The following is a 23,312-nucleotide window of genomic DNA, read 5'->3' as shown; positions in this document are numbered from 1 at the left end:
GCCTACGTGATGCTTTGGTGCAACAACCAGTAGTGCAATGACAGAAGGGCAGGCGTCCATGAACCGATTCGATACGCACGAGGTCTTCAACCAGGCGCCGCCCTTCGGCGACGTCAACCTGTTCCGCTGCGATCCCGCCTTGCGCGAGGGCCTCGAGCGCGAAGACGCCGGCTGGGCCGCCGGCACGCTGGACACGCTCGGCGAGCGGCTGGGCAGCAGCGAGGTCCTGGAACTGGCGCGCCTGGCCAACGAGTTCACGCCGCGGCTGGTGAATTTCGACCGTGGCGGACATCGCATCGACGAGCTCGAATTCCATCCGTCCTGGCATCGTCTGATGAGCTTGCTGATCGAGAACGGCGCGCATTCGCTGCCGTGGGAGTCGCCCAGGGCCGGGGCCCAGGTGGCGCGCGCCGCCGCCTACCTGATGTTCGGCCAGGTCGAGAACGGCTCGCAGTGCCCGGTGACGATGACCTACGCCTCGGTGCCGGCGCTGCGCCAGAGCCCGGCCATCGCCGCGCGCTGGCTGCCGAAGATCCTGTCGCGCGAGTACGACCCGCGCTCGCTGCCGGTCGAGCAGAAGCGCGGCGCCCTGGTCGGCATGGGCATGACGGAAAAGCAGGGCGGCACCGACGTGCGCGCCAACACGACCCGCGCCGCGCCGCTCGATCCGGCCCAGGCGAAGAGCCGCTTCGGCGAGCAGGGCGAGGGCGCATTTGTGATCGTGGGTCACAAATGGTTCTTCTCGGCGCCGCAGTGCGATGCCCACCTGGTGCTGGCGCAGACGGACAGTGAAGGCAGCGCCGGCCTCAGCTGCTTCTTCGTGCCGCGCTTCCTGCCGGACGGCAGCCGCAACGCCATCCGCGTGCAGCGCCTCAAGAACAAGCTGGGCAACCGCTCGAACGCTTCGTCCGAAGTCGAGTTCTGCGATGCCATCGGCTGGATGATCGGTAAGGAAGGGCGCGGCATCCCGACGATTCTCGAGATGGGCAGCCATACCCGGCTCGATTGCGTGACGGGCACCGCCGGCATCATGCGCGCCGCGCTCTGCCACGCATTGCACCATGCGCGCGGGCGCAGCGCCTTCGGCCGCCCGCTGGCCGAACAGCCGCTGATGCAGAACGTGCTGGCCGACCTGGCGCTGGAATCCGAGGCCGCGACTGCGTTCGCGCTGCGCCTGGCGCGCTGTTACGACCGCCAGGACGATCCGGCCGAAGTCCTGCTCGGCCGCATCCTGACCCCCGCCGGCAAGTACTGGCTGTGCAAGCGCGGCCCGGCCTTCGGCGCCGAGGCGATGGAAGTCATGGGCGGCAACGGCTATGTCGAGGACGGCCCGCTGGCGCGCCTGTACCGCGAATTCCCCGTCAACTCGATCTGGGAAGGCTCGGGCAACGTGATGTGCCTGGACGTGCTGCGCGCCTTCGGCAAGTCGCCGGAAGCACGCATCGCGCTGGCGCAGGAGCTGGGCCTGGCAAGCGGCATCGATGCCCGCTACGACGCCTGGTGCGCGCGCCTGCTGGAAGAGATCGGCGCTGCCGCGGCCTCCGAATTCGGCGCGCGCCGCCTGGCCGAGCAGCTGGTGGTCGGGGTCCAGGCCGGGCTGCTGCTGCGTCACGCGCCGGCTTTCGTGTCCGACGCCTTCGTCGCTTCGCGCATTGCACGCGAGGTCGGCGGCGCCTTCGGCCGCCTGCCGGACGGGCTGGACGCCCCGGCGATCCTGGCCCGGACTCTGGAAATTTCTTCAACAAGGTGAGGACAAACCGCCGCGCGGCTGGGATAATGCTGGTCTTCACGCCAACACTGGCCGCTTTTATACTCTGAGTCGACAATGAAACAAGATCCGCGTTTCCCCAGCCTGTACATCCTGAATCACCCCCTCATCCAGCACAAGCTGTCGCACATGCGCGACCGCGGCACCTCGACGCGCACCTTCCGCGAGCTGCTGAGGGAGATCACGCTGCTGATGGGCTACGAGATCACGCGCGACCTGCCGCTGACCACCCGCGAAATCGAAACCCCGCTGATGACCATCGATGCGCCCATCATCGCCGGCAAGAAGCTCGCCATCGTGCCTATCCTGCGCGCCGGCATCGGCATGAGCGACGGCCTGCTGGAACTGGTGCCCTCGGCCCGTGTCGGCCACATCGGCGTGTTCCGCGACCCCGAGACCCACCAGCCGGTCGAGTACCTGGTGCGCCTGCCGGACACCACCGAGCGCACCTTCATTCTGTGCGATCCGATGGTCGCGACCGGCAATTCCGCAGTCTACGCCGTCGACGTGCTGAAAAAGCGCGGCGTGCCGGACGAGCAGATCATCTTCCTGGCCCTGGTGGCCGCGCCGGAAGGCGTCGAGGTGTTCCACAAGGCCCACCCGAACGTCAAGCTGTACGTGGCCTCGCTGGACAGCCACCTGAACGACCACGCCTACATCATCCCGGGCCTTGGCGATGCCGGCGACCGCATCTTCGGTACCAAATAAATGCAGACCGGCAGCGCGGCCGACGCGGAATTCTTCGAACGCCTGGCGGAGCTGAACGACAGGTTCGCGGCCTCGCTACCGCAGACCCTGGGACGCCTGTCGGCTGCACGCAACGCTTTCGACACGGTGCAACCGCAAACGGAGCTGATGCAGGAGCTGCACGCCGTGCTGCACACGCTGGCGGGATCCTCCGCCACCTTCGGCTTCCGCATCCTCGGCCACCAGGCGCGCAATATCGAACAGCGCTTGCGGGTGCTGATGACCTTCGACGCCGTCGCCCCGGAGGAGTGGGAAGCCTGGCTGGTCGAACTGGACCAGTTCGTAGCCTGGGCCCTGCGCGACCCGAAGGATGCCTACCCTAATGACGAGTCCGCCATCTAGACCTTGGACAAGAACATTGTCTTGAGGTCGTTTGATGTATGACAAACTTGCTAACTTTCGATAATCTATATTCTGCTTACCACCGACGTGAAATAAGGGCTCGTAAAAGTTGGTTTTAGGAATGTTACGAGTCGCAGATTTTATTTTGCGAAAACCGTGTACGTTTTGGTTTATTCGGTATAATGTGGGATCGTTGGATTCGCGGTTGCAGTGCAGTTAGTCTGTCATTTGTTTCTTGCTTCTTCAAACGATCGTAAACGGGCGTGAGCCCACTTCAACTGAAATAGGAAATAGTAATGGCAACTGGCATCGTTAAATGGTTCAATGACTCCAAGGGCTTCGGCTTCATCACCCCGGACGAAGGCGGCGAAGATCTGTTCGCTCACTTCTCGGCGATCCAATCCCAAGGCTTCAAGTCGCTGCAAGAGAATCAGCGTGTTTCGTTCGACGTGACTTCGGGTCCGAAGGGCAAGCAAGCATCGAACATCCAGCCGCTGTAATCGTCACGATTACTCGCTGAATTTCGGCAAAAAATCCTCGGCATGTCCGGGGATTTTTTTCGTCTGTCGATTGCAGAGGCAGCACAGCATTAACTTATTTTTTGTCGGCAATCTTCTTTAATTCCCAAGCTTGTTCCGCCAGTAATTGGGTTGCGAATAGGCATGGCGCAGGAAATCGACGAAGGCGCGGATCCGCAACGGCAGATGGCGCCGTTGTGCAAATACCGCGTATATGTCGTTACCCGGCGCCGCATATTGCTCGAGCACCGGCACCAGGCGGCCCGCCGCGATTTCCGGTCCCACTTCCCACATCGAACGCCAGGCCAGGCCGCGCCCGGCCATTGCCCAGTCGTGCAGCACGGCGCCGTCGTTGCAGACCATGTTCCCCGCCACTTTCAGGGTCACGATTTTCCCTTCGTCGCGGAAGGTCCAGCCGCGCTGGCTGCCTTCGCTGCTGATCGCCAGGCAGTTGTGGCGCGCCAGGTCGTCCAGTGTCTGCGGGCTGCCGTGGCGCTTCAGATAGGCCGGCGTGGCGACCACCACGCGATGGTTGTCGGCCAGTTTGACGCCCACCAGATTGGAGTCCGACAGGCTGGCGATGCGGATCGCCACGTCGACGCCTTCGCCGATCACGTCCACCACGCGGTCGTTCAGGTTCAGGTTGAGCGTGACGTCGCGGTGTTCGAGCAGGAAGGACGGCACCAGCGGCGCCACGTGCTGGCGCCCGAAGCCGGCCGGGGCCGACACCAGCAGATGGCCGGTGGCGCGCGCACTGCGTGCCGACACCGCCGATTCCGCTTCTTCCAGCTCGGCCAGGATGCGCTGGCAATCCTCGAGGAAGGCGGCGCCTTCGTCCGTCAACACCAGTTTGCGCGTGGTCCTCTGTAGCAGTTTGACGCCGAGACGGGTTTCGAGGGCATCGAGGCGGCGCCCGATCATGGCGGGCGCGATGCCCTCGGCACGCGCGGCGGCGGACAGGCTGCCGCGGGCGACGACCTCGACGAAGGTGGAAATCTGGCGAAAATGACCCATGCGTGCTGCTTGCTCCCTCATCTGTGACAAAAACGCATAGATGAATGTATTTTTTGTCTCGTTTATTGACGCTCGAGTGAATATACTTGACGAGATAGCAAACGCCAAGGCCCCAGTGGAGCCTGGCAGCGCCGAGTTTTCATACTAAAGAGGAGTACGTCATGACCATCGCCACCCCGTCCGGAATGGAAATCCGCGCCGAGATCAAACCCGGCTACGAACAGATCCTGACTCCCGAGGCGCTTGCCCTCGTCGCCAAGCTCAGCCGCGAATTCGAACCGCGCCGCCAGCAGTTGCTGGCCGCCCGCGTCGAACGCGCCAAGCGCCTGGACGCCGGCGAGCGCCCGGACTTCCTGCCCGAAACCGCCAATATCCGCAACGGCGACTGGAAGATCGCGCCGATCCCGCAGGCGCTGGAATGCCGCCGCGTGGAAATCACCGGCCCGGTCGAGCGCAAGATGGTCATCAACGCCCTGAATTCCGGCGCGGACAGCTACATGACCGACTTCGAGGATTCGAACACCCCGAACTGGGACAACCAGATCACCGGCCAGCTGAACATGCGCGACGCCGTGCGCAAGACGATCTCGCTGGAGCAGAACGGCAAGCAATACAAGCTGAACGACAAGGTCGCGACCCTGGTCGTGCGCCCGCGCGGCTGGCACCTGGATGAAAAGCACGTGCTGGTGGACGGCAAGCGCGTCTCCGGCGGCATCTTCGACTTCGCCCTGTTCATGTTCCACAACGCGAAGGAGCAGCTGGCGCGCGGCGCCGGTCCGTACTTCTACCTGCCGAAGATGGAATCGCACCTGGAAGCGCGCCTGTGGAACGACATCTTCGTCATGACCCAGAACGAACTCGGCCTGCCGCAGGGCACCATCAAGGCCACCGTGCTGATCGAGACCATCCTGGCCGCCTTCGAGATGGACGAGATCCTGTACGAACTGCGCGAGCACAGCGCCGGCCTGAACGCGGGCCGCTGGGACTACATTTTCTCCTGCATCAAGAAGTTCAAGCTCGATAAGGACTTCTGCCTGGCCGATCGTCCGAAAGTGACGATGACTGCGCCCTTCATGCGCGCCTACGCGTTGCTGCTGCTGAAGACCTGCCACAAGCGCGGCGCGCCGGCGATTGGCGGCATGTCGGCCCTGATCCCGATCAAGAACGATCCGGAGAAGAACGCCGTCGCGATGGCCGGCGTCATCGGCGACAAGTCGCGCGACGCCAACGACGGCTACGATGGCGGCTGGGTCGCGCACCCGGGCCTGGTCGAGCCGGCCATGACCGAATTCAAGAAGGTGCTGGGCGACCGCCCGAACCAGTTCGACAAGCAGCGTCCGGACGTTGAAGTGACGGCGGCACAACTGCTCGACTTCAAGCCGGAAGCGCCGATCACCGAAGCCGGCCTGCGTTACAACATCAACGTCGGCATCCACTACCTGGGCGCCTGGCTGGCCGGTAATGGCTGCGTGCCCATCCACAACCTGATGGAAGATGCGGCCACGGCCGAGATCAGCCGCTCGCAGGTGTGGCAGTGGATTCGCACGCCGAAGGGTGTGCTGGACGACGGCCGCAAGGTCACCGCCGACATGGTGCGCGCGATGATTCCGGAAGAACTGGCCAAGGTGAAAGAGGTCGCGCCGAACGGCGACAGCCCGACCTATGCGCGTGCGGCGGAGATCTTCGAGAAGATGTCGACCTCGGAGGAGTTTGCGGAGTTCCTGACCTTGCCGCTGTACGAAGAGATTTGATGGTTTGCGTGGGCACGGGGTGCCCACCCTACGACATACATTGTAGGGTGGGCACCCTGTGCCCACGTTGCATCACCGCCTGCGCTGCGCCAGCGGCGGCCTCGCCAAAAAGGCCGCCAGCTGATCCTCATCGACGGCACCGCCTTCGAGACGCCACAACAGCGTCTCGATGCGGTCGCCACCCCAGAACCGCTCTCCATCCAGCCGATAAGTCGGCACGCCAAAGATACCGTCAGCGATCGCCGCATCGGTCGCCGCCGCCAGCGCCTGCTTCACCTCCGGCGTCGCGGTACGCGCCACCAGCGCCTCGCCATCGAAGCCGGCCTCATCCGCCAGCCGCGTCAGCACCGCCGCGTCCGACACATCCTCTCCACGCTCCCAGCAAGCTGCAACCAGCGCCAGCGCCAGCCTGCGCCGATCGGCATCGACGTCGAGCGCGGTGCACATGCGCAGGGCCGTCAAGGGATTGAAGGGATGCCCGGGCGGCCCGGCAAAGGGCAGGCCGAGCCGCGCCGCTTCGCGCATCACGTCGCGGAACAGATAGCTGCGCTTGGCCGGCACCTCGGCCGGGCCGAGGTTGCCGTGCGCCTTGAGCAGGCCGGCAAACAGCACCGGCACGAAGCGGATCTCGAGGCCGGCGGCCTCGAGCCGCCCCAGCGAGCGCATCGCCAGCCAGGCGTAGGGACTGATCGGATCGAAAAAGAAGTCGAGGCGCCGCAGCGGATGACGGGCGGTCATCAGAACACGTTCTTCCATTCGCGCAGCGCGGCAAAGGCCTCGACGGGCGTGGCGCCGCGCTCCAGCCTGCCTGCCGCCACCAGGCTGTCGACGATGCCGGGTTCGGTGGCGCGCAGGAAGGGATTGGTCGCTTTTTCGATGGCGATGTTGGAAGGGATGGTGGGCAGATTGGTGCCGCGCGCCTTGCTGTCGGCTTCGAGGCGCATCCGCAGCGCGCGGTTGCCGGGCTCGACGGCTTCGGCGAAGCGCAGGTTGGACAGGGTGTATTCGTGGGCGCAATAGACCAGGGTGTCGTCGGGCAGGGCGGCCAGCTTGGCCAGCGAAGCCGCCATCTGCGCGGGCGTGCCCTCGAACAGGCGGCCGCAACCGGCGCCGAACAGGGTGTCGCCGCAGAACAGCCAGTGCTCGCCCGGCGTCTCGCGCACGTAGGCGATGTGGCCCAGCGTGTGGCCGGGCACGTCCAGCACCGACAATTCCAGCGCCAGGCCCGGCACCTGGATGCGGTCGCCTTCGCCCAGCGGATGGCTCACCGCGGCGATATTGTCATTACGAGGACCAAATACCGGAACGGAATACTCGCTGAGCAATTGAGGCACGCCACCGATATGGTCAGCATGGTGATGGGTGAGTAGAATGGCGGTAAGGGTCAATCCATTCGCCCGCAAGGCATCGAGGATGGGCTGCCCGTCGCCCGGGTCGACCGCCGCCGCATGGACGCCGTCGTGGATGAGCCAGAGGTAATTGTCCTTGAAAGCGGGTATGGTCAGGACGCTGAGGGCGGTGGAACTGCTCGGCGGATTCGTCATAAGCTATGTAGATGCGTAAGCAAAAAGGGGTGGCATGGATAGCGCCGTATCCGAAAAATCCATTATAGCGCTCGACCGATGGCTGCAATCGCCGGCCGGCGCCTACGTGCGCGCCTGGGAGCAGGCCTGCCTGGACGAGCTGACGGCCGACATCTTCGGCTTCAATGCCGTGCAGATCGGCGTGCCGCAGATCGATGCGCTGGCCGCCAACCGCATGCCGAACAAGTGGCAGGCCGCAACCCGCACCTCGAACGCGGATGAACTGGCGATCGCCGCCGGCGGCAAGCAAATCGCGGTCGCGCTCGACTTTGCCGAACTGCCTTTCGCTTCGCAGAGCCTGGACCTGGTGGTGCTGCCGCACGTGCTGGAGTTCGCCGCCGAGCCGCACCAGGTGCTGCGCGAGGTCGAGCGGGTGCTGATCCCCGAAGGGCAATTGATCATCTGCGGCTTCAATCCGGCCAGCATGTGGGGCGTGCGCCAGGGCATGGGCCGCATCACCAGCAGCGCCTACCTGCCGACCGCGGGCGAGTTCATCTCTATGCCCCGGCTGAAAGACTGGTTAAAATTGTTGAATCTCGGCGCCACCCGCAGCCATTTCGGCTGCTATGCGCCGCCTTTCCGCACCACCCAGTGGCTGAACCGCTTCGCCTTCGTCGAAGGGGCAGGGCAGCGCTGGTGGCCTTACCTGGGCGCGGTCTACATCGTGCACGCGATCAAGCGCGTCAAGGGAATGAACATCATCGGACCGGCCTGGAACAAGAAGCCGGGCAAGGCGCCGAAGGCGGTGCCGGCAACCAACCGCAACGAACGCATCAAGTAGAAGAGAGCATGACGACCAAAGTAGAGATTTTTACCGACGGGGCCTGCAAGGGAAATCCGGGCACCGGCGGCTGGGGCGCGCTGCTCGTGGCCGGCGACCACGAAAAGGAAATTTTCGGCGGTGAGCCGAACACCACCAACAACCGCATGGAGCTGCGCGCGGTGATCGAGGCGCTGGGCGTGCTGAATCGACCCTGCCACGTGGTGCTGCACACCGACAGCCAGTACGTGCAGAAGGGCATCTCGGAATGGATCCACGGCTGGAAGGCGCGCGGCTGGAAGACCTCGACCAAGGAGCCGGTCAAGAACGAAGACCTGTGGAAGGCCCTCGACGCCGCCCAGCAGCAGCACGCGGTCGAATGGCGCTGGGTGCGCGGCCACAACGGCCACCCGGGCAATGAGCGCGCGGACAGCCTGGCGAACATGGGCGCCGCCTCGGTCAAGCGCTGATTGCTTGGGGTAAAATACACGTATGCGCCAGATCGTCCTCGATACCGAAACCACCGGCCTGAATCCACGCACGGGCGACCGTGTGATTGAAATCGGCTGCGTCGAAATCTTCAACCGTAAACTCACGGGCAACAACTTCCACCGCTACATCAATCCCGAGCGCGACTCGGACGAAGCAGCGCTGGCAGTCCACGGCCTGACCACCGAATTCCTGCGCGACAAACCGAAGTTCCACGAGATCGTCGAGGAACTGCGGGAGTTCGTGAAGGATGCCGAGATCATCATTCACAACGCGCCCTTCGACCTGGGCTTCCTGAACCACGAGTTCGAGCGCCTGGGCCTGCCGCCTTTCGTCGACCACTGCAGCAGCGTGATCGACACCCTGGTGCATGCGAAGGAACTGCACCCGGGCAAGCGCAACTCGCTGGACGCGCTGTGCGACCGCTACGGCATCTCGAACGCCCACCGCAAGCTGCACGGCGCGCTGCTGGACTCGGAGCTGCTGGCCGACGTCTACCTGGCGATGACGCGCGGGCAGAACATGCTGTCGATGGATGTCGAAGTCGAAGAGGCTGGCGGCGGCGCGCTGCTGGAAGCCGTGCCGCTCGGCGAGATCATCGTCGTCTCGGCAGCCGCGGATGAGCTGGCTGAGCACGACGCCGTGCTGGCCGCGCTCGATAAAGGGGTGAAAGGAGAATGTGTTTGGAGAAAATATTCTCCGCAGGGGTGACAAAACGCAAAACTCCCCCTATAATGCTCGTCATTGCAGCGATGCATTCGCAGCAAAAGGCAGCAAAAGGTAGTAAATCAGGGAGGTTAGCTCAGGGGTAGAGCACTGCATTCACACTGCAGGGGTCGCAAGTTCGAAACTTGCACTTCCCACCAGGATTCATCGAAAAGGCCAGCAGAAATGCTGGCCTTTTTGTTTTCGCGAACAGCGCGTTGCCGCGCTGTCCACGCCCGATCACCAGCGGCGGCGTACGCGGCGGCCGGCCAGCAATCCCGCCAGCGAGCTGCCGAACAAGGCCAGCGTCGCCGGTTCCGGCACCGTGAAATCGTCCATTGCCCACTGCGTCCCGCTGCTGTTGTAGATGACGAGCGTGTCGATGCCCGTCCAGTTCAAGCCTATCCACTGCGGCGTCAGGGTGTCCAGCGTGTACGCGCCGCTTGCGCGTAGCAGCTCGCCGTTCCGGTAAGCCTCGAAGGAGATTTCCTGCTCCACGTAGGCGGACGTGAAATGGGCGCCGGCGAAGGTGAACGCCTTGCCGTCGGCCGTCGAAATCGTGGCCGTCAAGCCGTACCAGTTATACGCGGCGTTCGTGGGCGACACCACGCCGGTCTCGAAGCCCGTACCCGGCGCGGCGTCGCTGCGGATGGTCCCCATGTTGGTCCAGTCGAAGCCGGCGTAGCCGCTGTCCAGCGCTTGCGTCGGGTCGCCCGGCAAGTCGTCGAAGTTGATGACGCCAGCCGACGCGGTGGCGCACGCGCATGCGGCGAGCAGGGCGATGAGGTATTTGTTCATGGTCGATCCTCTCGATGTTTCAATGGGCTAGGCCGGCCACCTGGGCGTCCGTCAAGGCCGTGTTGTAGATGCGTAGCTCGTCCATCGAGCCCTTATACGGCGTGTCCCAGTAGTTCACCCCCAGCGCGAACGCGGCCGTCGTGTTCGTGAACACGTTCGGGAAGCCGGTGCCCGAGAAGCGCTTGACGCCATTGACGTAGACATTCACCGCGCCGTTATTGACGGTGAAGGCCAGGTGCGACCACTGGTTGACGGGAATGTTCATGCCGAGGCCCGCGTCATACCAGGCGGAACCGGACCACAGCATCGTGGCGCCGTTGACAAAACCGTGCCCCATCGGCAGCAGGCTGATCCAGGAATCCGTCGTGCGCGCGCCGAAGAAGGTGGGCGTGTAGGCCGTCAACTGGGCAGGTTTCAGCCACAGGGAAACCGTGTAGTTGTTCGAGGAAATCAGACCGTTCGGCAGGCGCACGCCCGTCGCGCCATTGAATACGGCCGCGCTGCCGCGCATGCCGGTCTCGTAGGACAGGCTGCCACCCGCGACGTCGATCTTGTTGCCGATCACGGCGCCGGCAGCGAAGCCGCCGCTCGAATCGACCAGGTTGCCATCGAAGGCGTAGTAGGCCACCAGGCCGCCCAGCTTCGTCACCGTGACCGTGAAGACTTTCGTCAGCACCGCCGAGCCCTTGGCGATGCGCGCCGTCAGCGAGACGTTGACGGCGCCGGTGGCTGGCGTGGTCACAACCCCGGTGTTGCTGACGACGGCCGGATTCGACGAGGTCCAGCTGATCGTCGCGCCCCGTGCGGCGATCGTGGGCAGCGTCAGGTTGCCGGTGACGGCCGTGGTGGCGCCCAGGCTCAACTCGTTGTAGACCGCCGCTGCGATTGCGGCGTCGGTGCGCGGAAGCAGGCGGCTGCCGAAGATCGCGATGCCTTCGCGTGAGGACGCACTGAAGGTCATCACATAGCTCTTTGAGGTCTCGTCCCACTGGCTCAGCAGATAACCCTTGTACGTCGACGCGCCGGGCAGGGCGATCTCGACCTGATTGCTGCCGACGATGCGCCAGGTGCCGGACACGGCGCCCGTAATGGCGCCATTGGCGTTCAGCGTGATGATTTGCGACTTCTTGATCGCGGCCGTGATGTCCTTGCCGTGATTGACGTACATGTAGTCGCCCACGACGAACTCGCTACGCACCGCGCTCAGCGTCTCGTTGGCGTAGCTGTAAGGCGCGACAACGGGCCAGCCGTCCGCATTCATGAACATCTGGTGCACGCGCACTTCATGCTGTTCGCCTCGCTCGGGAAAACGCGTGTGGAACACGAGGAAGTGCTTGCCGGTCGCCGGATCGTACCAGGCGGAATTGTGGCCGGCGGAGACATAGCCGGTGCCGATACCGGTGCCGGCTTCACCCAGGAGTCGCTGGAACAGGAAGTTCCCCATCAGCTTGACGCCGTAGGGAGCCACCGAGGCATCGTCGAACAATGGCTTGCTGGCGTCCGCCTTCACGTTCGCCATGTTGTACCCCTGCGCATCGACATACGGACCGTCCGGATTCGTCGAACGCGCCACGCGCATGTTGTAGCCGCCCGCGGAATCGAGGCCGCCGAAGGAGGTGAACAGGTAATAGTAAGCCGTGGCCGGGCTGTACATGATATAGGCGCCTTCAATCCGTGCATGGTTGCCGCCCATGAGGCGCTTGCCGTAACCCTGGTTCGGATAAGGCAGGCCCGTGCCGGGGTCCATCTGCATGATGAAGATGCCGCCCGAGTAGGAGCCGTAGACCATCCAGAGCTTGCCGGCATTGTCGTAGAAGACGCTGGGATCGACCGCATTTGGGTGTTTATAGGCGTCGTACACGGTGCCGTCCGGGCTTGCCAGCCCCCACATGCCGGACTTCAGGATCAGGCCCTTGTTGACGTAAGGTCCCTCGACGCTGTTCGCGACGGCCACACCAAGCGCGGAACGGGGCGCGTCGCCCTGGCAGGCGTCGTAGTACATGTAGTACTTGCCATCGGCCAGCTGGCGCACGTCAGGCGCCCACAAGTCCTTCGTGTTCGCCCAGGAAAAGGCTTCCGCCAGCTCTGTGAACACATTCCTGGACCCGTTCAGGAACAAGGGATTGGTGGCGGTAACGCCATCCGTCATCTGCGTCCACTTCAGCAAGTCCGGCGATTTTGCGGACGCCAGGTGCGAGCCGAATACGTAATAGGTATTGCCGACCTTGATTTGCGCCGGGTCGTGCACTGAAGCGTTCTGGAAAGCGGGCTGTGTAAAGCCGGCCTGGGCGCCGGCGCCGGCGGCGATGAAACAGGATGCGCACAGCGCTCCCATTCTCGTAAAAGCGTGCAGTCGTTTCACGGGATGTCTCCTCCTCGATTTGTCTATCCCATCGATGAATGAAAAAGGGCGTTGCGGGTGCGAACCGTACAACGCCCTGTCTGACCAGCGGGGTCTTGTCGACCTTCGGGGCTTACATCTTCCAGTGCAAGGCAGCCGAGACCGAACGTCCGATCTGGACCGTACCGAAATTGCTCAACTGCGCGTTACCCGCATTGCCGAAGTGGTAGTACTGTTGCTGCATTTCGTTGGTCAGGTTGACGCCACTGATATCGACGGACATGTTGTCGTTGATTTTGTAGGAGATCTGCATGTCCACGCTCTTCTCCGGATGGCGCCAGATGCCGATCGGATTGGCAAACAGGGCGGCTTCGTTGGCGGCCAGGAAGCCGGAGCGCCAGACCTGGGACAGGCGCACGCTGACCGGACCCTTTTCGTAGGCCAGGGTGGCGTTGTAGGAGCTGTTGGACACGCCGAAGAACGGTGTCTCCAGCTGCGAGACGATGACGCCGGCATCATTGGCGTCGGGTACGTTCTGCGACGAGGTAAGTCGCGTATAGCTGCCCTGGAATCCCAGACCGTCCAGCACGCCCGGCAGCCACTTCGGGAAGTAGATTAAGCCGAGCTCGGCGCCCTTGATCGTGCCGTTGGAGGCGTTGACCGGCGAGTTGATGACGTAGTCGTAGCCGTTCGTATGGTCGCCGCCCGAGGTCGAGTTGCGGTACGGGTCGTTGGCCGGATCGACGTGCACCCTGTGGCGCAGGCCCACGACCAGGCCGTCGATCTTGCGCTTGAACAGCGTGCCGTAGAGCGCGCTGTCCTTCTGGAAGTACCACTCCGCCGTCAGGTCGAAGTTCCTGGAATGCGTCGGCTTCAGGTCCGGATTGCCGCCGCTGCCCGAGCCATATCCCACCCGCGACACGTCGTCACCAAGTTGCAGGACAGGATTCAGATCGCCGAAGTTCGGGCGGCGCAAGGTTTCGCCATAGTTGAAGCGCAGCACGACGTCCTTCGACGGGTCGTAAATCAGGGTCATGCTTGGCAGGAGCTTGTTCGTCGACTTGCTGGCACTGGACGGCGTGACGGCCTTGGTGGTGGCGTCGACTTTGTAGAAGGTCATGTCGGTTTTGACCTTGACGTAGCGCACACCGAAATTGCCGCGCAGGCGATGGCCGAACAGTTCGTTCTGGGTATTCCCCATCAGGAAGAGGTTGGTCGTCTTCTCGTCGATCTCGAAGGTCTTCTGCAGGCTCAGTTTGTCCGTCGTCATGAAGTTCGGATCGGCCGAGGCCATGAGCTTGCGCCAGTCGTCGATATTGTCGCGAATATAGTAGGCATTCGGCTCCACCCATGAGCGCGGAACGTCCGAGATGGCGGTGCCGAAGTTCGCGTTGGTGGACGAATATGCCGGACCGAGGGAGGCAAGGTTGCGGCCTAGGGTGCCCGATTGGGTGCGGTTGGCCTCCGAGGCCTTGCGGTCGTCGAAGCGTACGCCGAAGTGGATCGTGTCCAGCACCCCCCAGTTGGCGTCGAAGACACCCGACAGATTGGCTGTCGCGGCGCTGCCCTTGTTGCGGTTGGCGTTGTCGTAGAACTGCGCGACATTCCATTTGGCCGGGTTGGCGAGGTCGGCGTCGTCGTTGAAATGGAAGGCCGTGTTGTTGCTGCCGTCATTGAAGTTGACGTTGATCGACGGTGCAACGCGATCGATCCGGGTGGCGGTGAATTCCGAGTGATAGGTGCTGGTCTGGTAGGACACGTCGCCATCCAGCTTCAGGCGGTCGCCCACGTTCCACTTGCCGTTCAAGGCATAGACATAGGAATCGGTGGCCGACGTGGTGTAGTCGCCGCTGTTGAAGCCATACACGTTATTGACGGTGCGGCTCTTGATGACGTTCGTTCCCGGGAAGGTGGTAATCGTTCCGGCAGGGTTGCTGCCGAGATCCCCCCACCAGTCGACGAAGCTGAACAGCAAGCGGTTGAAGGACTTGTCACGGTAGCCGTTGTACATCGACTCGAAGGTGTAGACCGCATCGTTGTTCGGTTTCCACTGCAGGGCGATATTCGCGGCGGGACGCTTGCGCTCTCCCTCGACGTCGCTCTGGAAGACGGCGTCACGCGCCAGGTAATAAGGATAAGCCTTGCCGTTGAAATTCAGCGTCGAACCCGCCGCCATCGGCAAGCCGGTATGGGTACCGGCCGTCCAGATATTGTTGTCGAAGATGCGCTGCAAGGGCGTGTAGCCGGCCGGATCCTCGGCCGCATTTGGGCTGGCGAAGGGCACCATGGCGCCGGGCGTCACGCTTTCATTGCGGTATTTCGTCCTGGTGGCCGACAGATTGACCAGGGCGCCGAATTCGCCGGCCCCAGTGTCCCAGCGGTTGCTCAACAGGCCGCTGAGCTGCGGATTCGTCTTTTTCGCGGGATCGAGATAGGTCTCACGTGCCGACAGCGACACTTTCGAACCCTTGAAATCGAAGGGCCGCAGCGACTTGACGTCGATCTGGCCGGCAATTCCGGTGTCCAGCTGGCTGGCGTCGCGCGTCTTGTAGACGTCGATCTGGCGAACCAGGGTCGAGGGAATGTCCTGGAGTGCGACCTGGGTACCGGACGCGGTGAAGATATTGCGGCCGTTCCAGGTCGTCTGGACGTCGGGCAGACCGCGGATGGACAAGGTGCCGACTTCGCCGCCGGCGCGGTTGGTGACTTGGATACCCGTCACGCGCTGCAGCGCTTCGACGACATTGTTATCGGGTAGCTTGCCGATGTCTTCGGCAACCACCGATTCCACGACCTGGTCGCTGGTGCGCTTAATCGCCAGGCTCTTGATCAGCGAGGCCTTGACACCCGTGACGACCACGGTCGAGGTTTCAGGAAGTTCCGTCGCTTCGGCGGCCGCTTGCGCCCACACCGAAGCGCTGCTCAGCAGGCCGGCGCCCATCAACGCGGTCACGCTCAGCTTCAAGGCCAATGGACGTGCAGATTCATGCGATTTCATACGTCTCCTGTGTTTCTAGTTATTGGAAATTTTTTTCATCTGGCATTACTGTTAGAACATGTTAGAGATCCTGTGATAATCGGACTAATGATTTTTTCTGGATCTGACATATCGGTTTTGATATCGGGCCGTCTGTGCCGTGAGGCTGACGGAAACGGTATCGCTCGGTCAAAAAAAGTAATTGGTCGAATCAAGCACGATTTCTTACCATGAGGATTTCCTCATCAAGGGTGTCGGCGATGACCAGGTTTCGATTCCTGTACGTGAGGGGTTCTCTCGTGTTTGCCGTGATCGCGCCGGCGATGGCCTCGCCGGATATCCTCAATCCTCTCGTCAGGCAACGCGCCGATCCCCAGGTGACGCTCGGCGCCGACGGCTATTAGACGCGCCTTTCGACGTCCGTCTCTACGTGCTCGAGAACGCCGCCGCCGATCCGCTCGAAGGTGGATGGATCGAGCGCGGACAGCTGAAGACAGGGTGGGAATCGTTTGCGCTGGATGCGACGACGTTCGCGCTGAACGGCCAACGCTACCTGGCATGGGCGCAACGCCCGCCATCCGCGGAAAAACACAGGACGGCAATCTACCTCGCCAGGATGGACACACCGGTGTCGATTGCGGGCCCGGCAGTCCTGCTCACGACGCCGGAGTTTGCATGGGAGACGGTGAAGTTCGACGTCAACGAAGCCCCAGCCGTCCTGGTGAAGAATGGCCGTGTGTTCATGACCTATTCCGCCAGCGCGACCGATGCAAACTACGCCATGGGTATGCTCACGGCGCTAGTCGGCGCCAACTTGCTGGACGCCGCCTCGTGGGCCAAGTCGCCCATGCCGGTGTTTGCCAGCAGCGCCGCGAATGGCCAGTATGGCCCGGGCCACAATTCGTTCACTACCTCCGTCGATGGCAAGACCGATATCCTGGTCTACCACGCCCGCAATTACCGGGATATCGTCGGCGACCCCCTGTTCGATCCTAACCGCCATACCCGCGCCCAGGCGATATCGTGGCAACAGGACGGCACTCCCGATTTCGGCCTGCCGGTCGCGGACGCGATGGCGCAGCCGGCACGCTGATCCGCAGTCCTTGTCAGTCATGACATACTAAAAACGATATCGGACTCTTCAGAATTTTGATTGGAATAGTCTCGCTTCAGCTCTTATGATGCCGAAGCAAGGCAAAAACCATAACAAAGACTTGGGAGACGAAGTCAGCATGCAAACTCAGACCCAAAAACTGTCCACGCTCGAAAAAGTGGGCTTCGGCGCCGGCGACATGGCGCTCAACGTGGTGATCTCGTCGATGATGTTGATCATCACCTTCTTCTACACCGACATCTACGGCCTGAAGACGACCGACCTGGCGCTGCTGTTCGTGGCGGTCAAGATCGTCGGTGCGCTGTCCGACCTGGCGGTGGGGCAGATGACGGACAGTTTTCTCACGCGCTGGGGGCGCTACCGTCCCTGGCTGCTGATGCTGGCCGTACCCTACGGGATCTCGGTCTTCATGGTCTTCAGCACGCCCGACTGGTCCTACCACGCCAAGCTGGTGTGGGCCTATTCGACCTACATCCTGATGACGGTGATGACTTCGGGCGTGGGCGTGTCCTATATCTCCCTGCCCAGCGCCCTGACCGCCGACCCGCAGGAACGCCTGTCCGCCAACGGCTACCGTCTGTTCCTGGCCAAGGTGGGCGCCTTCATGGTCACCATCGTGGTGCCCATCCTGGCTGAGCGCTGGGGCAACGGCAACCCGGCCGCCGGCTACCAGGCGGCGATGGCGCTGATGGCCGTGCTGGGCGTCGTGCTGTTCCTGTTCTGCTTCTTCACCACCACCGAGCGCGTGGTGCACAAGGTGGCGCGCCAGCCGCTGCGCGAGCAAGTGAGTGTGCTGTTGAAGAACGATCAGTGGCTGATCCTGTGCGGCGTCTGCGTGACCGGCACCATCGGCTACGTGATCCGCGGTTCGGTGGCCGTCTACTACGCCAAGTACTACCTGCATGGGGACACCGCCACAGTCTCGGCCTTCCTGTCGACCGGCGTCGCCGCGGCCATCCTGGCGATGGTGGTGTCGACCTGGGTCACCAAGTTCTATTGCAAGGTCAAGCTGTTCCGCTACACCCAGCTGGTGGTGGCGCTGCTGTCGGTGATGATCTATTTCCTCGTCAAGCCCGGCGATACCGGGCTGGCCTTCGTGCTGTACTTCGCGCTGTCGCTGGTGGTGGACCTGCATGCGCCGGTGTTCTGGTCGGCGATTGCGGAGACCATCGACTACGGCCAGGTCAAGACCGGCAAGCGGGTCTCCGGCTTTGCCTTCGGCGGCATCTCGGTGGCCCAGAAGGCCGGCATGGCGGTGGCCGGCGGCATGGTCGGCATCCTGCTCAGCTATTTCGGCTACCAGCCCAACCAGGAGCAGTCGGCGCTGGCGCTGCAGGGCATTGCGCTGATGCTGTCGGTGATTCCGGGCTTCTTCCACTTCCTGATGGGGGCGCTGATGTTCAAGTACCGCATCAGCGATGCCTATTACGGCACCGTCAAGGAAGACCTGCGCGCTGGCGGCGTCGCAGCCGGATGAGGTAGGGTGGGCACCCCGTGCCCACCAGGAGCCTATTAACCGCATACATTGGTGGGCACGTGGTGCCCACCCTACAAATAATGATGGAAACCTTGATTACTCCCCTGATCGAACAACGCGCCGACCCGTATATCTACAAGCACTCCGACGGCTACTACTACTTCACCGCCTCGGTCCCGCAATACGACCGCATCGAGCTGCGCCGCGCGACCACCATCGAAGGGCTGGCGACAGCGCCCACCGTGGACGCCTGGGTCAAGCCGGACACCGGCCCGTACAGCGAATTGATCTGGGCGCCCGAACTGCACTTCAACATGGGCGCCTGGTACGTCTACTTCGCGGCCGCACCGAGCCGCGAGATCAAGTACAAGCTGTTCCAGCACCGCATGTACGCGATCCGCAATACGAATGCGAATCCGCTCGAGGGCAGCTGGGAGTTCATAGGCCAGGTCGACACCGGTATCGACACCTTCTGTCTCGACGCGACCACCTTCACCCACAAGGGTCAGCTCTACTACCTGTGGGCCCAGAAGGACGTCGAGATCGAGGGCAACTCCAATCTCTACATCGCGAAGATGAAGACGCCCTGGCAGATCGAAGGCAAGCCGGTGCTGCTGTCGAAGCCGGAGTTCGACTGGGAAACGCGCGGCTTCTGGGTCAACGAAGGACCGTCGGTGCTGCACCGCCACGGCAAGATCTTCATTTCCTACTCGGCCAGCGCGACCGACGAAAACTACGCCATGGGCCTCCTGAGCGCCGACGAGAATGCCGACCTGCTCGACCCCGCCTCCTGGACCAAGGCGAAGGAGCCGGTCTTCCGTACCTGCTACGAGCATGGCATCTACGGCCCCGGTCACAACAGCTTCACCTATGCCGAAGACGGCGACACCGTGATGCTGGTCTACCACGCCCGCACCTACACCGAAATCGTCGGCGACCCGCTGTGGAATCCGGACCGCCATACCTTCGTGAAGCCGCTGCGCTGGGACGGCAAGGGCATGCCGGTGTTCGGCCGTCCGTCCACGCTTTGAAAGAGGGCAGACGTGCATAGAGAAATCACGCGGGAAGCCTTCGGCGTCTTGCCGGACGGCGCCCAGGTCAGCCAGTTTACGCTGACGAACACGCAGGGCATGGTCGTGAAGATCCTGGATTTCGGCGGCGTCATCCGCGAGATCCACGTGCCCGACCGCGAGGGCCAGTTCGCCGACGTCGCGCTCGGCTTCGACACGCTGGAACCGTATGTGAAGGACAGCCCCTTCTTCGGCGCCCTGATCGGCCGGTACGGCAACCGCATCGGCAAGGGGCGCTTCGCCCTCGACGGTAAAGAATTTCAGCTGACGGTCAACGACGGCGAGAACCATCTGCATGGAGGCACTCCCGGCTTCGACAAGCTGCTGTGGCAGTCCGCCATCGAAGGCGGCGCGCTGGTGCTGCGCTACCGCAGCCCCGATGGCGAGCAGGGTTACCCCGGCAATCTGGACGTCACCGCCAGCTATCGCCTTACGGACGACAACGAGATCGTGGTGCGCTTCCACGCCACCTGCGACAAGCCGACGCCGGTCAACCTGACGCAGCACAGCTATTTCAACCTGCGCGGCGTGGCGCCCGAGGGCGGCGACGTGTTGGGCCACATGATGGTCATCGATGCCGACCGCTTCGTGCCCATCGATGCCGGCTCCATCCCGCTGGGCCCCTTGGCGCCGGTGACCGGCACCCCTTTCGACTTCCGCCAGCCGCGCCCCATTGGCGAGCGCATCGGCCAGCCGGACAAGCAGCTGCGTCACGGCAGCGGTTACGATCATTGCTGGGTGCTGAACCGCGGTGCGGACAGCCGCGAGCTGCGGCGCGCCGTGCACGTGCGCGATCCGGACAGCGGCCGCGTGCTGGAACTGTACACCCAGGAGCCGGGCGTGCAGTTCTACAGCGGGAACTTCCTCGACGGCTCCTTGAGCGGGAAGGGCGGCCGCCGCTACGAACTGCGGAGCGGCTTCTGCATCGAGCCGCAGCACTTCCCGGACTCGCCGAACCAGCCGGCTTACCCGGACACGATCCTGCGCCCCGGCCAGGTCTATGAAACCGAATCGCGCTTCAAATTTTCAGTGGAACCCTGACACGATGATGCAACTGGTGGTGGATGGCCGGCACGGGCTGGGCGAAGGAATCATCTGGAACGAGCGCACCGGGCGCCTGCTGTGGACCGACATCATGCGCAGCGAGCTGTGGTCGCACGATCCGGCCAGCGGGCTGCTGGAGCGCTGGCCGCTGCCCGAGCGTCTCTGCTCGATCGCCCTGACGCCTGATGACGAGCGCCTGCTGCTGGCGCTGGAATCCGGGCTGGCCTTCTTCGCGCTGCCGACGGGCGAGCTGACCCGCATCTGCGAGGTCGAAGCGCATTTGCCGACCACCCGCCTGAACGACGGCCGCGTCGACCGTCAGGGGCGCTTCGTGTTCGGCGTCTTCAACCAGGCCGAGAACCCCAAGCACCCCATCGGCGGTTTCTACCGGCTGAACCGGGACCTGTCGCTGGAACGCCTGCCGCTGGGCGACGTCGCCATCGCCAACAGCATCTGCTTCAGCCCCGATGGCTGCACCATGTACTACAGCGATACCGCCACCGGCGAGATCCGCTGCTGCGACTACGATCCGATCGGCGGCGCCGTGGCGAACCTGCGCCTGTTCGCGCCGGCCGGCGTGGCGCCGGGCGACCCGGACGGCGCCACCGTCGACGCCGAGGGCTACCTATGGAGCGCCCGCTGGGGCGGCGGCCAGGTGGTGCGCTTCGCGCCCGACGGCCGCATCGATCGGGTGCTGGAGGTGCCGGCGCTGCAGCCGACCTGCGTCAGCTTCGGCGGCCCCGGGCTGGACGTGCTCTACGCGACCTCCGCTACTGTCGGGCTGGCGCCGGAAGCGCTGGCAGCGGCGCCCGGCTCAGGCGGCGTGTTCGCGCATGCGCTGCAGGTGCGCGGGCTGCCGGAACAGCGCTTCGGTGACGCCTGATGGCATACCAAAATCGATATCGATAAGCGCTAAAAATTGATTGGAAAGATATCTGATGGCAATTTAGACTTTCTTCCATCGCTGAGCCAGGACAATAAGACGGAAGGAGACCACATGTCCGATACGAAAAAGAAGCCCACCCTGCGTTCCGCGGCGTGGTTCGGTACCCAGGACAAGAACGGCTTCATGTACCGGAGCTGGATGAAGAACCAGGGCATCCCCGATCATGAATTCCAGGGCAAGCCGATCATCGGCATCTGCAATACCTGGTCCGAACTCACCCCCTGCAATGCCCATTTCCGCAAGCTGGCGGAGCACGTCAAGCGCGGCATCCTGGAAGCCGGCGGCTTCCCGGTCGAATTCCCGGTGTTCTCGAACGGCGAATCGAACCTTCGCCCGACCGCCATGCTGACCCGTAACCTGGCCAGCATGGACGTCGAAGAATCCATCCGCGGCAATCCGATGGACGGCGTCGTGCTGCTGGTCGGCTGCGACAAGACCACGCCGGCGCTGCTGATGGGCGCTGCCAGCGTCGACATCCCGACCATCGTCGTCACCGGCGGCCCGATGTTGAACGGTAAGCTGAACGGGAAGGACATCGGCTCCGGCACCGCCGTCTGGCAGCTGCACGAGCAGGCCAAGGGCGGCCAGATCACGATGCACGACTTCCTCGCCGCCGAAGCCGGCCACTCGCGCTCCGCCGGCACCTGCAACACCATGGGCACCGCATCGACCATGGCCTGCATGGCCGAAGCCCTCGGCACCTCGCTGCCGCACAACGCCGCGATTCCGGCGGTGGACGCGCGCCGCTACGTGCTGGCCCACATGTCCGGCATCCGCATCGTCGAGATGGTCAACGAAGACCTGAAGCTGTCGAAGATCCTGACGCGCGAGAACTTCGAGAACGCGATCCGCGTGAATGCCGCGATCGGCGGCTCGACCAATGCCGTGATCCACCTGAAGGCCATCGCCGGCCGCGCCGGTGTACCGCTCGAGCTGGAAGACTGGACCGCGATTGGCAAGGGCACCCCGACCATCGTCGACCTGCTGCCCTCGGGCCGCTACCTGATGGAAGAGTTTTATTATGCCGGCGGCCTGCCGGGCGTGCTGCGCCGCCTGGGCGAGGGCGGACTGCTGCCGCACAAGGATGCGCTGACCGTCAACGGCAAGACGCTGTGGGAAAACGTGCAGGACGCGCCGATCTACAACGATGAAGTGATCCGCAAGCTGGACGCGCCGCTGATCGAAGACGGCGGCATCTGCATCTTGCGCGGCAACCTGTCGCCGCGCGGCGCGGTGCTGAAGCCCTCGGCGGCATCGCCGCACTTGATGCAGCACCGAGGCCGCGCGGTCGTGTTCGAGGACTTCGACCACTACAAGCAGCGTGTCAATGACCCCGACCTGGACATCGACGAGACCTGCGTCATGGTCATGAAGAACTGCGGCCCCAAGGGTTATCCGGGCATGGCGGAAGTCGGCAACATGGGCTTGCCGCCAAAGCTGCTGGCGAAGGGCATCACCGACATGGTGCGCATCTCCGACGCCCGCATGAGCGGCACTGCCTACGGCACCGTGGTCCTGCATGTGGCGCCAGAAGCGATGGCCGGCGGCCCGCTGGGCATTGTCAAGGACGGTGACTTCATCGAACTCGATTGCCCGAACGGCCGCCTGCACCTGGACGTGCCGGACGAGGAAATCCAGGCCCGCCTGGCGGAACGCGCTGAAACGCATAAAGGGCCTGCCCGCACCGGTTACCAGGGCCTCTATCTCGATCACGTGCTGCAGGCCGATGAAGGCTGCGACTTCGACTTCCTGATCGGCTGCCGTGGTTCGGCGGTGCCCAAGCATTCGCATTGAACGAGATGTTCGCGTGGGCACGGGGTGCCCACCCTACGTTGATTGGTCCGTAGGGTGGGCTCCCCGAGCCCACG

Annotated in this window: 21 protein-coding genes and 1 tRNA gene; 16 read left to right on the top strand and 6 right to left on the bottom strand. The window is 63.4% G+C overall.

Annotated elements, in window-relative coordinates; all coding sequences use genetic code 11:
* The first annotated feature begins 58 nt into the window (after nt 1-58).
* The 4 genes from AC07PE_RS22855 to AC07PE_RS22840 all read left to right on the top strand — a co-directional run bounded on the left by AC07PE_RS22855 (nt 59) and on the right by AC07PE_RS22840 (nt 3,357).
* Nucleotides 59-1,750 carry an isovaleryl-CoA dehydrogenase gene (locus AC07PE_RS22855; protein ID WP_498768800.1) on the top strand — a complete coding sequence of 564 codons (1,692 nt, stop codon included), beginning with the start codon at nt 59-61 and terminating at the stop codon, nt 1,748-1,750.
* A 75-nt stretch (nt 1,751-1,825) separates the two neighbouring features.
* Nucleotides 1,826-2,476, top strand: a complete 651-nt coding sequence (gene upp / locus AC07PE_RS22850) for a uracil phosphoribosyltransferase (RefSeq protein ID WP_230022558.1) — start codon at nt 1,826-1,828, stop codon at nt 2,474-2,476.
* Nucleotides 2,477-2,857 (top strand): Hpt domain-containing protein, encoded by a 381-nt coding sequence (locus AC07PE_RS22845; RefSeq protein ID WP_498768798.1) that lies wholly within the window; start codon nt 2,477-2,479, stop codon nt 2,855-2,857.
* 296 nt (nt 2,858-3,153) lie between these two features.
* Nucleotides 3,154-3,357 (top strand): cold-shock protein, encoded by a 204-nt coding sequence (locus tag AC07PE_RS22840; protein ID WP_036166698.1) that lies wholly within the window; start codon nt 3,154-3,156, stop codon nt 3,355-3,357.
* Nucleotides 3,358-3,474: 117 nt separating this feature from the next.
* Here AC07PE_RS22840 and AC07PE_RS22835 read toward each other — a convergent pair whose 3' ends face one another.
* Entirely contained in the window at nt 3,475-4,389 is a 915-nt protein-coding gene (locus tag AC07PE_RS22835; RefSeq protein ID WP_498768795.1) for a LysR family transcriptional regulator, read from the bottom strand.
* Between the two features lie 161 nt (nt 4,390-4,550).
* Here AC07PE_RS22835 and aceB point away from each other — a divergent pair, with 161 nt between their 5' ends.
* Nucleotides 4,551-6,140 carry a malate synthase A gene (aceB, locus tag AC07PE_RS22830; RefSeq protein ID WP_498768793.1) on the top strand — a complete coding sequence of 530 codons (1,590 nt, stop codon included), beginning with the start codon at nt 4,551-4,553 and terminating at the stop codon, nt 6,138-6,140.
* Between the two features lie 72 nt (nt 6,141-6,212).
* On the opposite strand, the gene AC07PE_RS22825 is transcribed toward aceB, so the two are convergent.
* Both AC07PE_RS22825 and gloB read right to left on the bottom strand, forming a co-directional pair.
* Nucleotides 6,213-6,896 carry a 2-hydroxychromene-2-carboxylate isomerase gene (locus tag AC07PE_RS22825; protein WP_498768791.1) on the bottom strand — a complete coding sequence of 228 codons (684 nt, stop codon included), beginning with the start codon at nt 6,894-6,896 and terminating at the stop codon, nt 6,213-6,215.
* A complete protein-coding gene (gene gloB, locus AC07PE_RS22820; protein ID WP_498768789.1) occupies nt 6,878-7,684 on the bottom strand; it encodes a hydroxyacylglutathione hydrolase in 807 nt (268 codons plus the stop codon). Before gloB ends, AC07PE_RS22825 begins: the two co-directional genes overlap by 19 nt.
* A gap of 34 nt (nt 7,685-7,718) precedes the next feature.
* Between gloB and AC07PE_RS22815 the strand changes: the two genes are divergently transcribed.
* From AC07PE_RS22815 to AC07PE_RS22800, 4 genes are all read left to right on the top strand, one after another.
* Nucleotides 7,719-8,504, top strand: a complete 786-nt coding sequence (locus AC07PE_RS22815) for a class I SAM-dependent methyltransferase (RefSeq protein WP_498768787.1) — start codon at nt 7,719-7,721, stop codon at nt 8,502-8,504.
* An 8-nt stretch (nt 8,505-8,512) separates the two neighbouring features.
* Nucleotides 8,513-8,953 carry a ribonuclease HI gene (gene rnhA, locus AC07PE_RS22810; RefSeq protein WP_498768785.1) on the top strand — a complete coding sequence of 147 codons (441 nt, stop codon included), beginning with the start codon at nt 8,513-8,515 and terminating at the stop codon, nt 8,951-8,953.
* A gap of 22 nt (nt 8,954-8,975) precedes the next feature.
* The gene (gene dnaQ / locus AC07PE_RS22805) at nt 8,976-9,683 is read left to right on the top strand and encodes a DNA polymerase III subunit epsilon (protein WP_498768783.1); all 708 of its coding nucleotides are present in this window, start codon (nt 8,976-8,978) and stop codon (nt 9,681-9,683) included.
* An 80-nt stretch (nt 9,684-9,763) separates the two neighbouring features.
* Nucleotides 9,764-9,838, top strand: a tRNA-Val gene (locus AC07PE_RS22800).
* A 79-nt stretch (nt 9,839-9,917) separates the two neighbouring features.
* Here AC07PE_RS22800 and AC07PE_RS22795 read toward each other — a convergent pair.
* From AC07PE_RS22795 to AC07PE_RS22785, 3 genes are all read right to left on the bottom strand, one after another.
* Complete coding sequence (locus AC07PE_RS22795) at nt 9,918-10,475, bottom strand: PEP-CTERM sorting domain-containing protein (RefSeq protein WP_498768781.1); 558 nt, start codon at nt 10,473-10,475, stop codon at nt 9,918-9,920.
* Nucleotides 10,476-10,494: 19 nt separating this feature from the next.
* Nucleotides 10,495-12,837 carry a LamG-like jellyroll fold domain-containing protein gene (locus AC07PE_RS22790; protein ID WP_498768779.1) on the bottom strand — a complete coding sequence of 781 codons (2,343 nt, stop codon included), beginning with the start codon at nt 12,835-12,837 and terminating at the stop codon, nt 10,495-10,497.
* 112 nt (nt 12,838-12,949) lie between these two features.
* Nucleotides 12,950-15,814: a TonB-dependent receptor gene (locus AC07PE_RS22785; protein WP_498768777.1), complete on the bottom strand. Its 2,865-nt coding sequence runs from the start codon at nt 15,812-15,814 to the stop codon at nt 12,950-12,952.
* A gap of 239 nt (nt 15,815-16,053) precedes the next feature.
* Between AC07PE_RS22785 and AC07PE_RS22780 the strand changes: the two genes are divergently transcribed.
* The 7 genes from AC07PE_RS22780 (at nt 16,054) to AC07PE_RS22750 (ending at nt 23,238) form a co-directional block, all read left to right on the top strand.
* Complete coding sequence (locus tag AC07PE_RS22780; protein WP_498768775.1) at nt 16,054-16,197, top strand: hypothetical protein; 144 nt, start codon at nt 16,054-16,056, stop codon at nt 16,195-16,197.
* A gap of 26 nt (nt 16,198-16,223) precedes the next feature.
* Complete coding sequence (locus AC07PE_RS22775) at nt 16,224-16,886, top strand: glycoside hydrolase family 43 protein (protein ID WP_498768773.1); 663 nt, start codon at nt 16,224-16,226, stop codon at nt 16,884-16,886.
* 139 nt (nt 16,887-17,025) lie between these two features.
* Nucleotides 17,026-18,384 (top strand): MFS transporter, encoded by a 1,359-nt coding sequence (locus AC07PE_RS22770; RefSeq protein ID WP_498768771.1) that lies wholly within the window; start codon nt 17,026-17,028, stop codon nt 18,382-18,384.
* An 80-nt stretch (nt 18,385-18,464) separates the two neighbouring features.
* On the top strand, nt 18,465-19,415 hold the full coding sequence (locus AC07PE_RS22765) for a glycoside hydrolase family 43 protein (RefSeq protein ID WP_498768769.1): 951 nt from the start codon (nt 18,465-18,467) through the stop codon (nt 19,413-19,415).
* A 12-nt stretch (nt 19,416-19,427) separates the two neighbouring features.
* On the top strand, nt 19,428-20,495 hold the full coding sequence (locus tag AC07PE_RS22760) for an aldose epimerase family protein (protein WP_498768767.1): 1,068 nt from the start codon (nt 19,428-19,430) through the stop codon (nt 20,493-20,495).
* A gap of 4 nt (nt 20,496-20,499) precedes the next feature.
* The gene (locus AC07PE_RS22755; RefSeq protein WP_498768765.1) at nt 20,500-21,381 is read left to right on the top strand and encodes an SMP-30/gluconolactonase/LRE family protein; all 882 of its coding nucleotides are present in this window, start codon (nt 20,500-20,502) and stop codon (nt 21,379-21,381) included.
* Nucleotides 21,382-21,495: 114 nt separating this feature from the next.
* On the top strand, nt 21,496-23,238 hold the full coding sequence (locus AC07PE_RS22750; protein ID WP_498768763.1) for an IlvD/Edd family dehydratase: 1,743 nt from the start codon (nt 21,496-21,498) through the stop codon (nt 23,236-23,238).
* Nucleotides 23,239-23,312 lie beyond the last annotated feature (74 nt).

Source organism: Telluria sp. GW821-FHT07G12 (genome assembly GCF_059418525.1).
The sequence above is the reverse complement of the archived record's forward strand: the minus strand, read 5'-3'. Positions and strand labels throughout refer to the sequence as shown.

Excerpts from the sequence above, each read along its gene's own strand:
- AC07PE_RS22840 (WP_036166698.1), top strand. The coding sequence starts at position 3,154 with ATGGCAACTGGCATCGTTAAATGGTTCAATGACTCCAAGGGCTTCGGC.
- AC07PE_RS22770 (WP_498768771.1), top strand. The coding sequence starts at position 17,026 with ATGCAAACTCAGACCCAAAAACTGTCCACGCTCGAAAAAGTGGGCTTC.
- AC07PE_RS22825 (WP_498768791.1), bottom strand. The coding sequence starts at position 6,896 with ATGGAAGAACGTGTTCTGATGACCGCCCGTCATCCGCTGCGGCGCCTC.
- AC07PE_RS22855 (WP_498768800.1), top strand. The coding sequence starts at position 59 with ATGAACCGATTCGATACGCACGAGGTCTTCAACCAGGCGCCGCCCTTC.
- AC07PE_RS22780 (WP_498768775.1), top strand. The coding sequence starts at position 16,054 with ATGACCAGGTTTCGATTCCTGTACGTGAGGGGTTCTCTCGTGTTTGCC.
- AC07PE_RS22795 (WP_498768781.1), bottom strand. The coding sequence starts at position 10,475 with ATGAACAAATACCTCATCGCCCTGCTCGCCGCATGCGCGTGCGCCACC.
- AC07PE_RS22765 (WP_498768769.1), top strand. The coding sequence starts at position 18,465 with ATGATGGAAACCTTGATTACTCCCCTGATCGAACAACGCGCCGACCCG.
- aceB (WP_498768793.1), top strand. The coding sequence starts at position 4,551 with ATGACCATCGCCACCCCGTCCGGAATGGAAATCCGCGCCGAGATCAAA.
- AC07PE_RS22750 (WP_498768763.1), top strand. The coding sequence starts at position 21,496 with ATGTCCGATACGAAAAAGAAGCCCACCCTGCGTTCCGCGGCGTGGTTC.
- dnaQ (WP_498768783.1), top strand. The coding sequence starts at position 8,976 with ATGCGCCAGATCGTCCTCGATACCGAAACCACCGGCCTGAATCCACGC.
- AC07PE_RS22755 (WP_498768765.1), top strand. The coding sequence starts at position 20,500 with ATGATGCAACTGGTGGTGGATGGCCGGCACGGGCTGGGCGAAGGAATC.
- AC07PE_RS22845 (WP_498768798.1), top strand. The coding sequence starts at position 2,477 with ATGCAGACCGGCAGCGCGGCCGACGCGGAATTCTTCGAACGCCTGGCG.
- AC07PE_RS22815 (WP_498768787.1), top strand. The coding sequence starts at position 7,719 with ATGGATAGCGCCGTATCCGAAAAATCCATTATAGCGCTCGACCGATGG.
- gloB (WP_498768789.1), bottom strand. The coding sequence starts at position 7,684 with ATGACGAATCCGCCGAGCAGTTCCACCGCCCTCAGCGTCCTGACCATA.
- AC07PE_RS22785 (WP_498768777.1), bottom strand. The coding sequence starts at position 15,814 with ATGAAATCGCATGAATCTGCACGTCCATTGGCCTTGAAGCTGAGCGTG.
- rnhA (WP_498768785.1), top strand. The coding sequence starts at position 8,513 with ATGACGACCAAAGTAGAGATTTTTACCGACGGGGCCTGCAAGGGAAAT.
- upp (WP_230022558.1), top strand. The coding sequence starts at position 1,826 with ATGAAACAAGATCCGCGTTTCCCCAGCCTGTACATCCTGAATCACCCC.
- AC07PE_RS22835 (WP_498768795.1), bottom strand. The coding sequence starts at position 4,389 with ATGGGTCATTTTCGCCAGATTTCCACCTTCGTCGAGGTCGTCGCCCGC.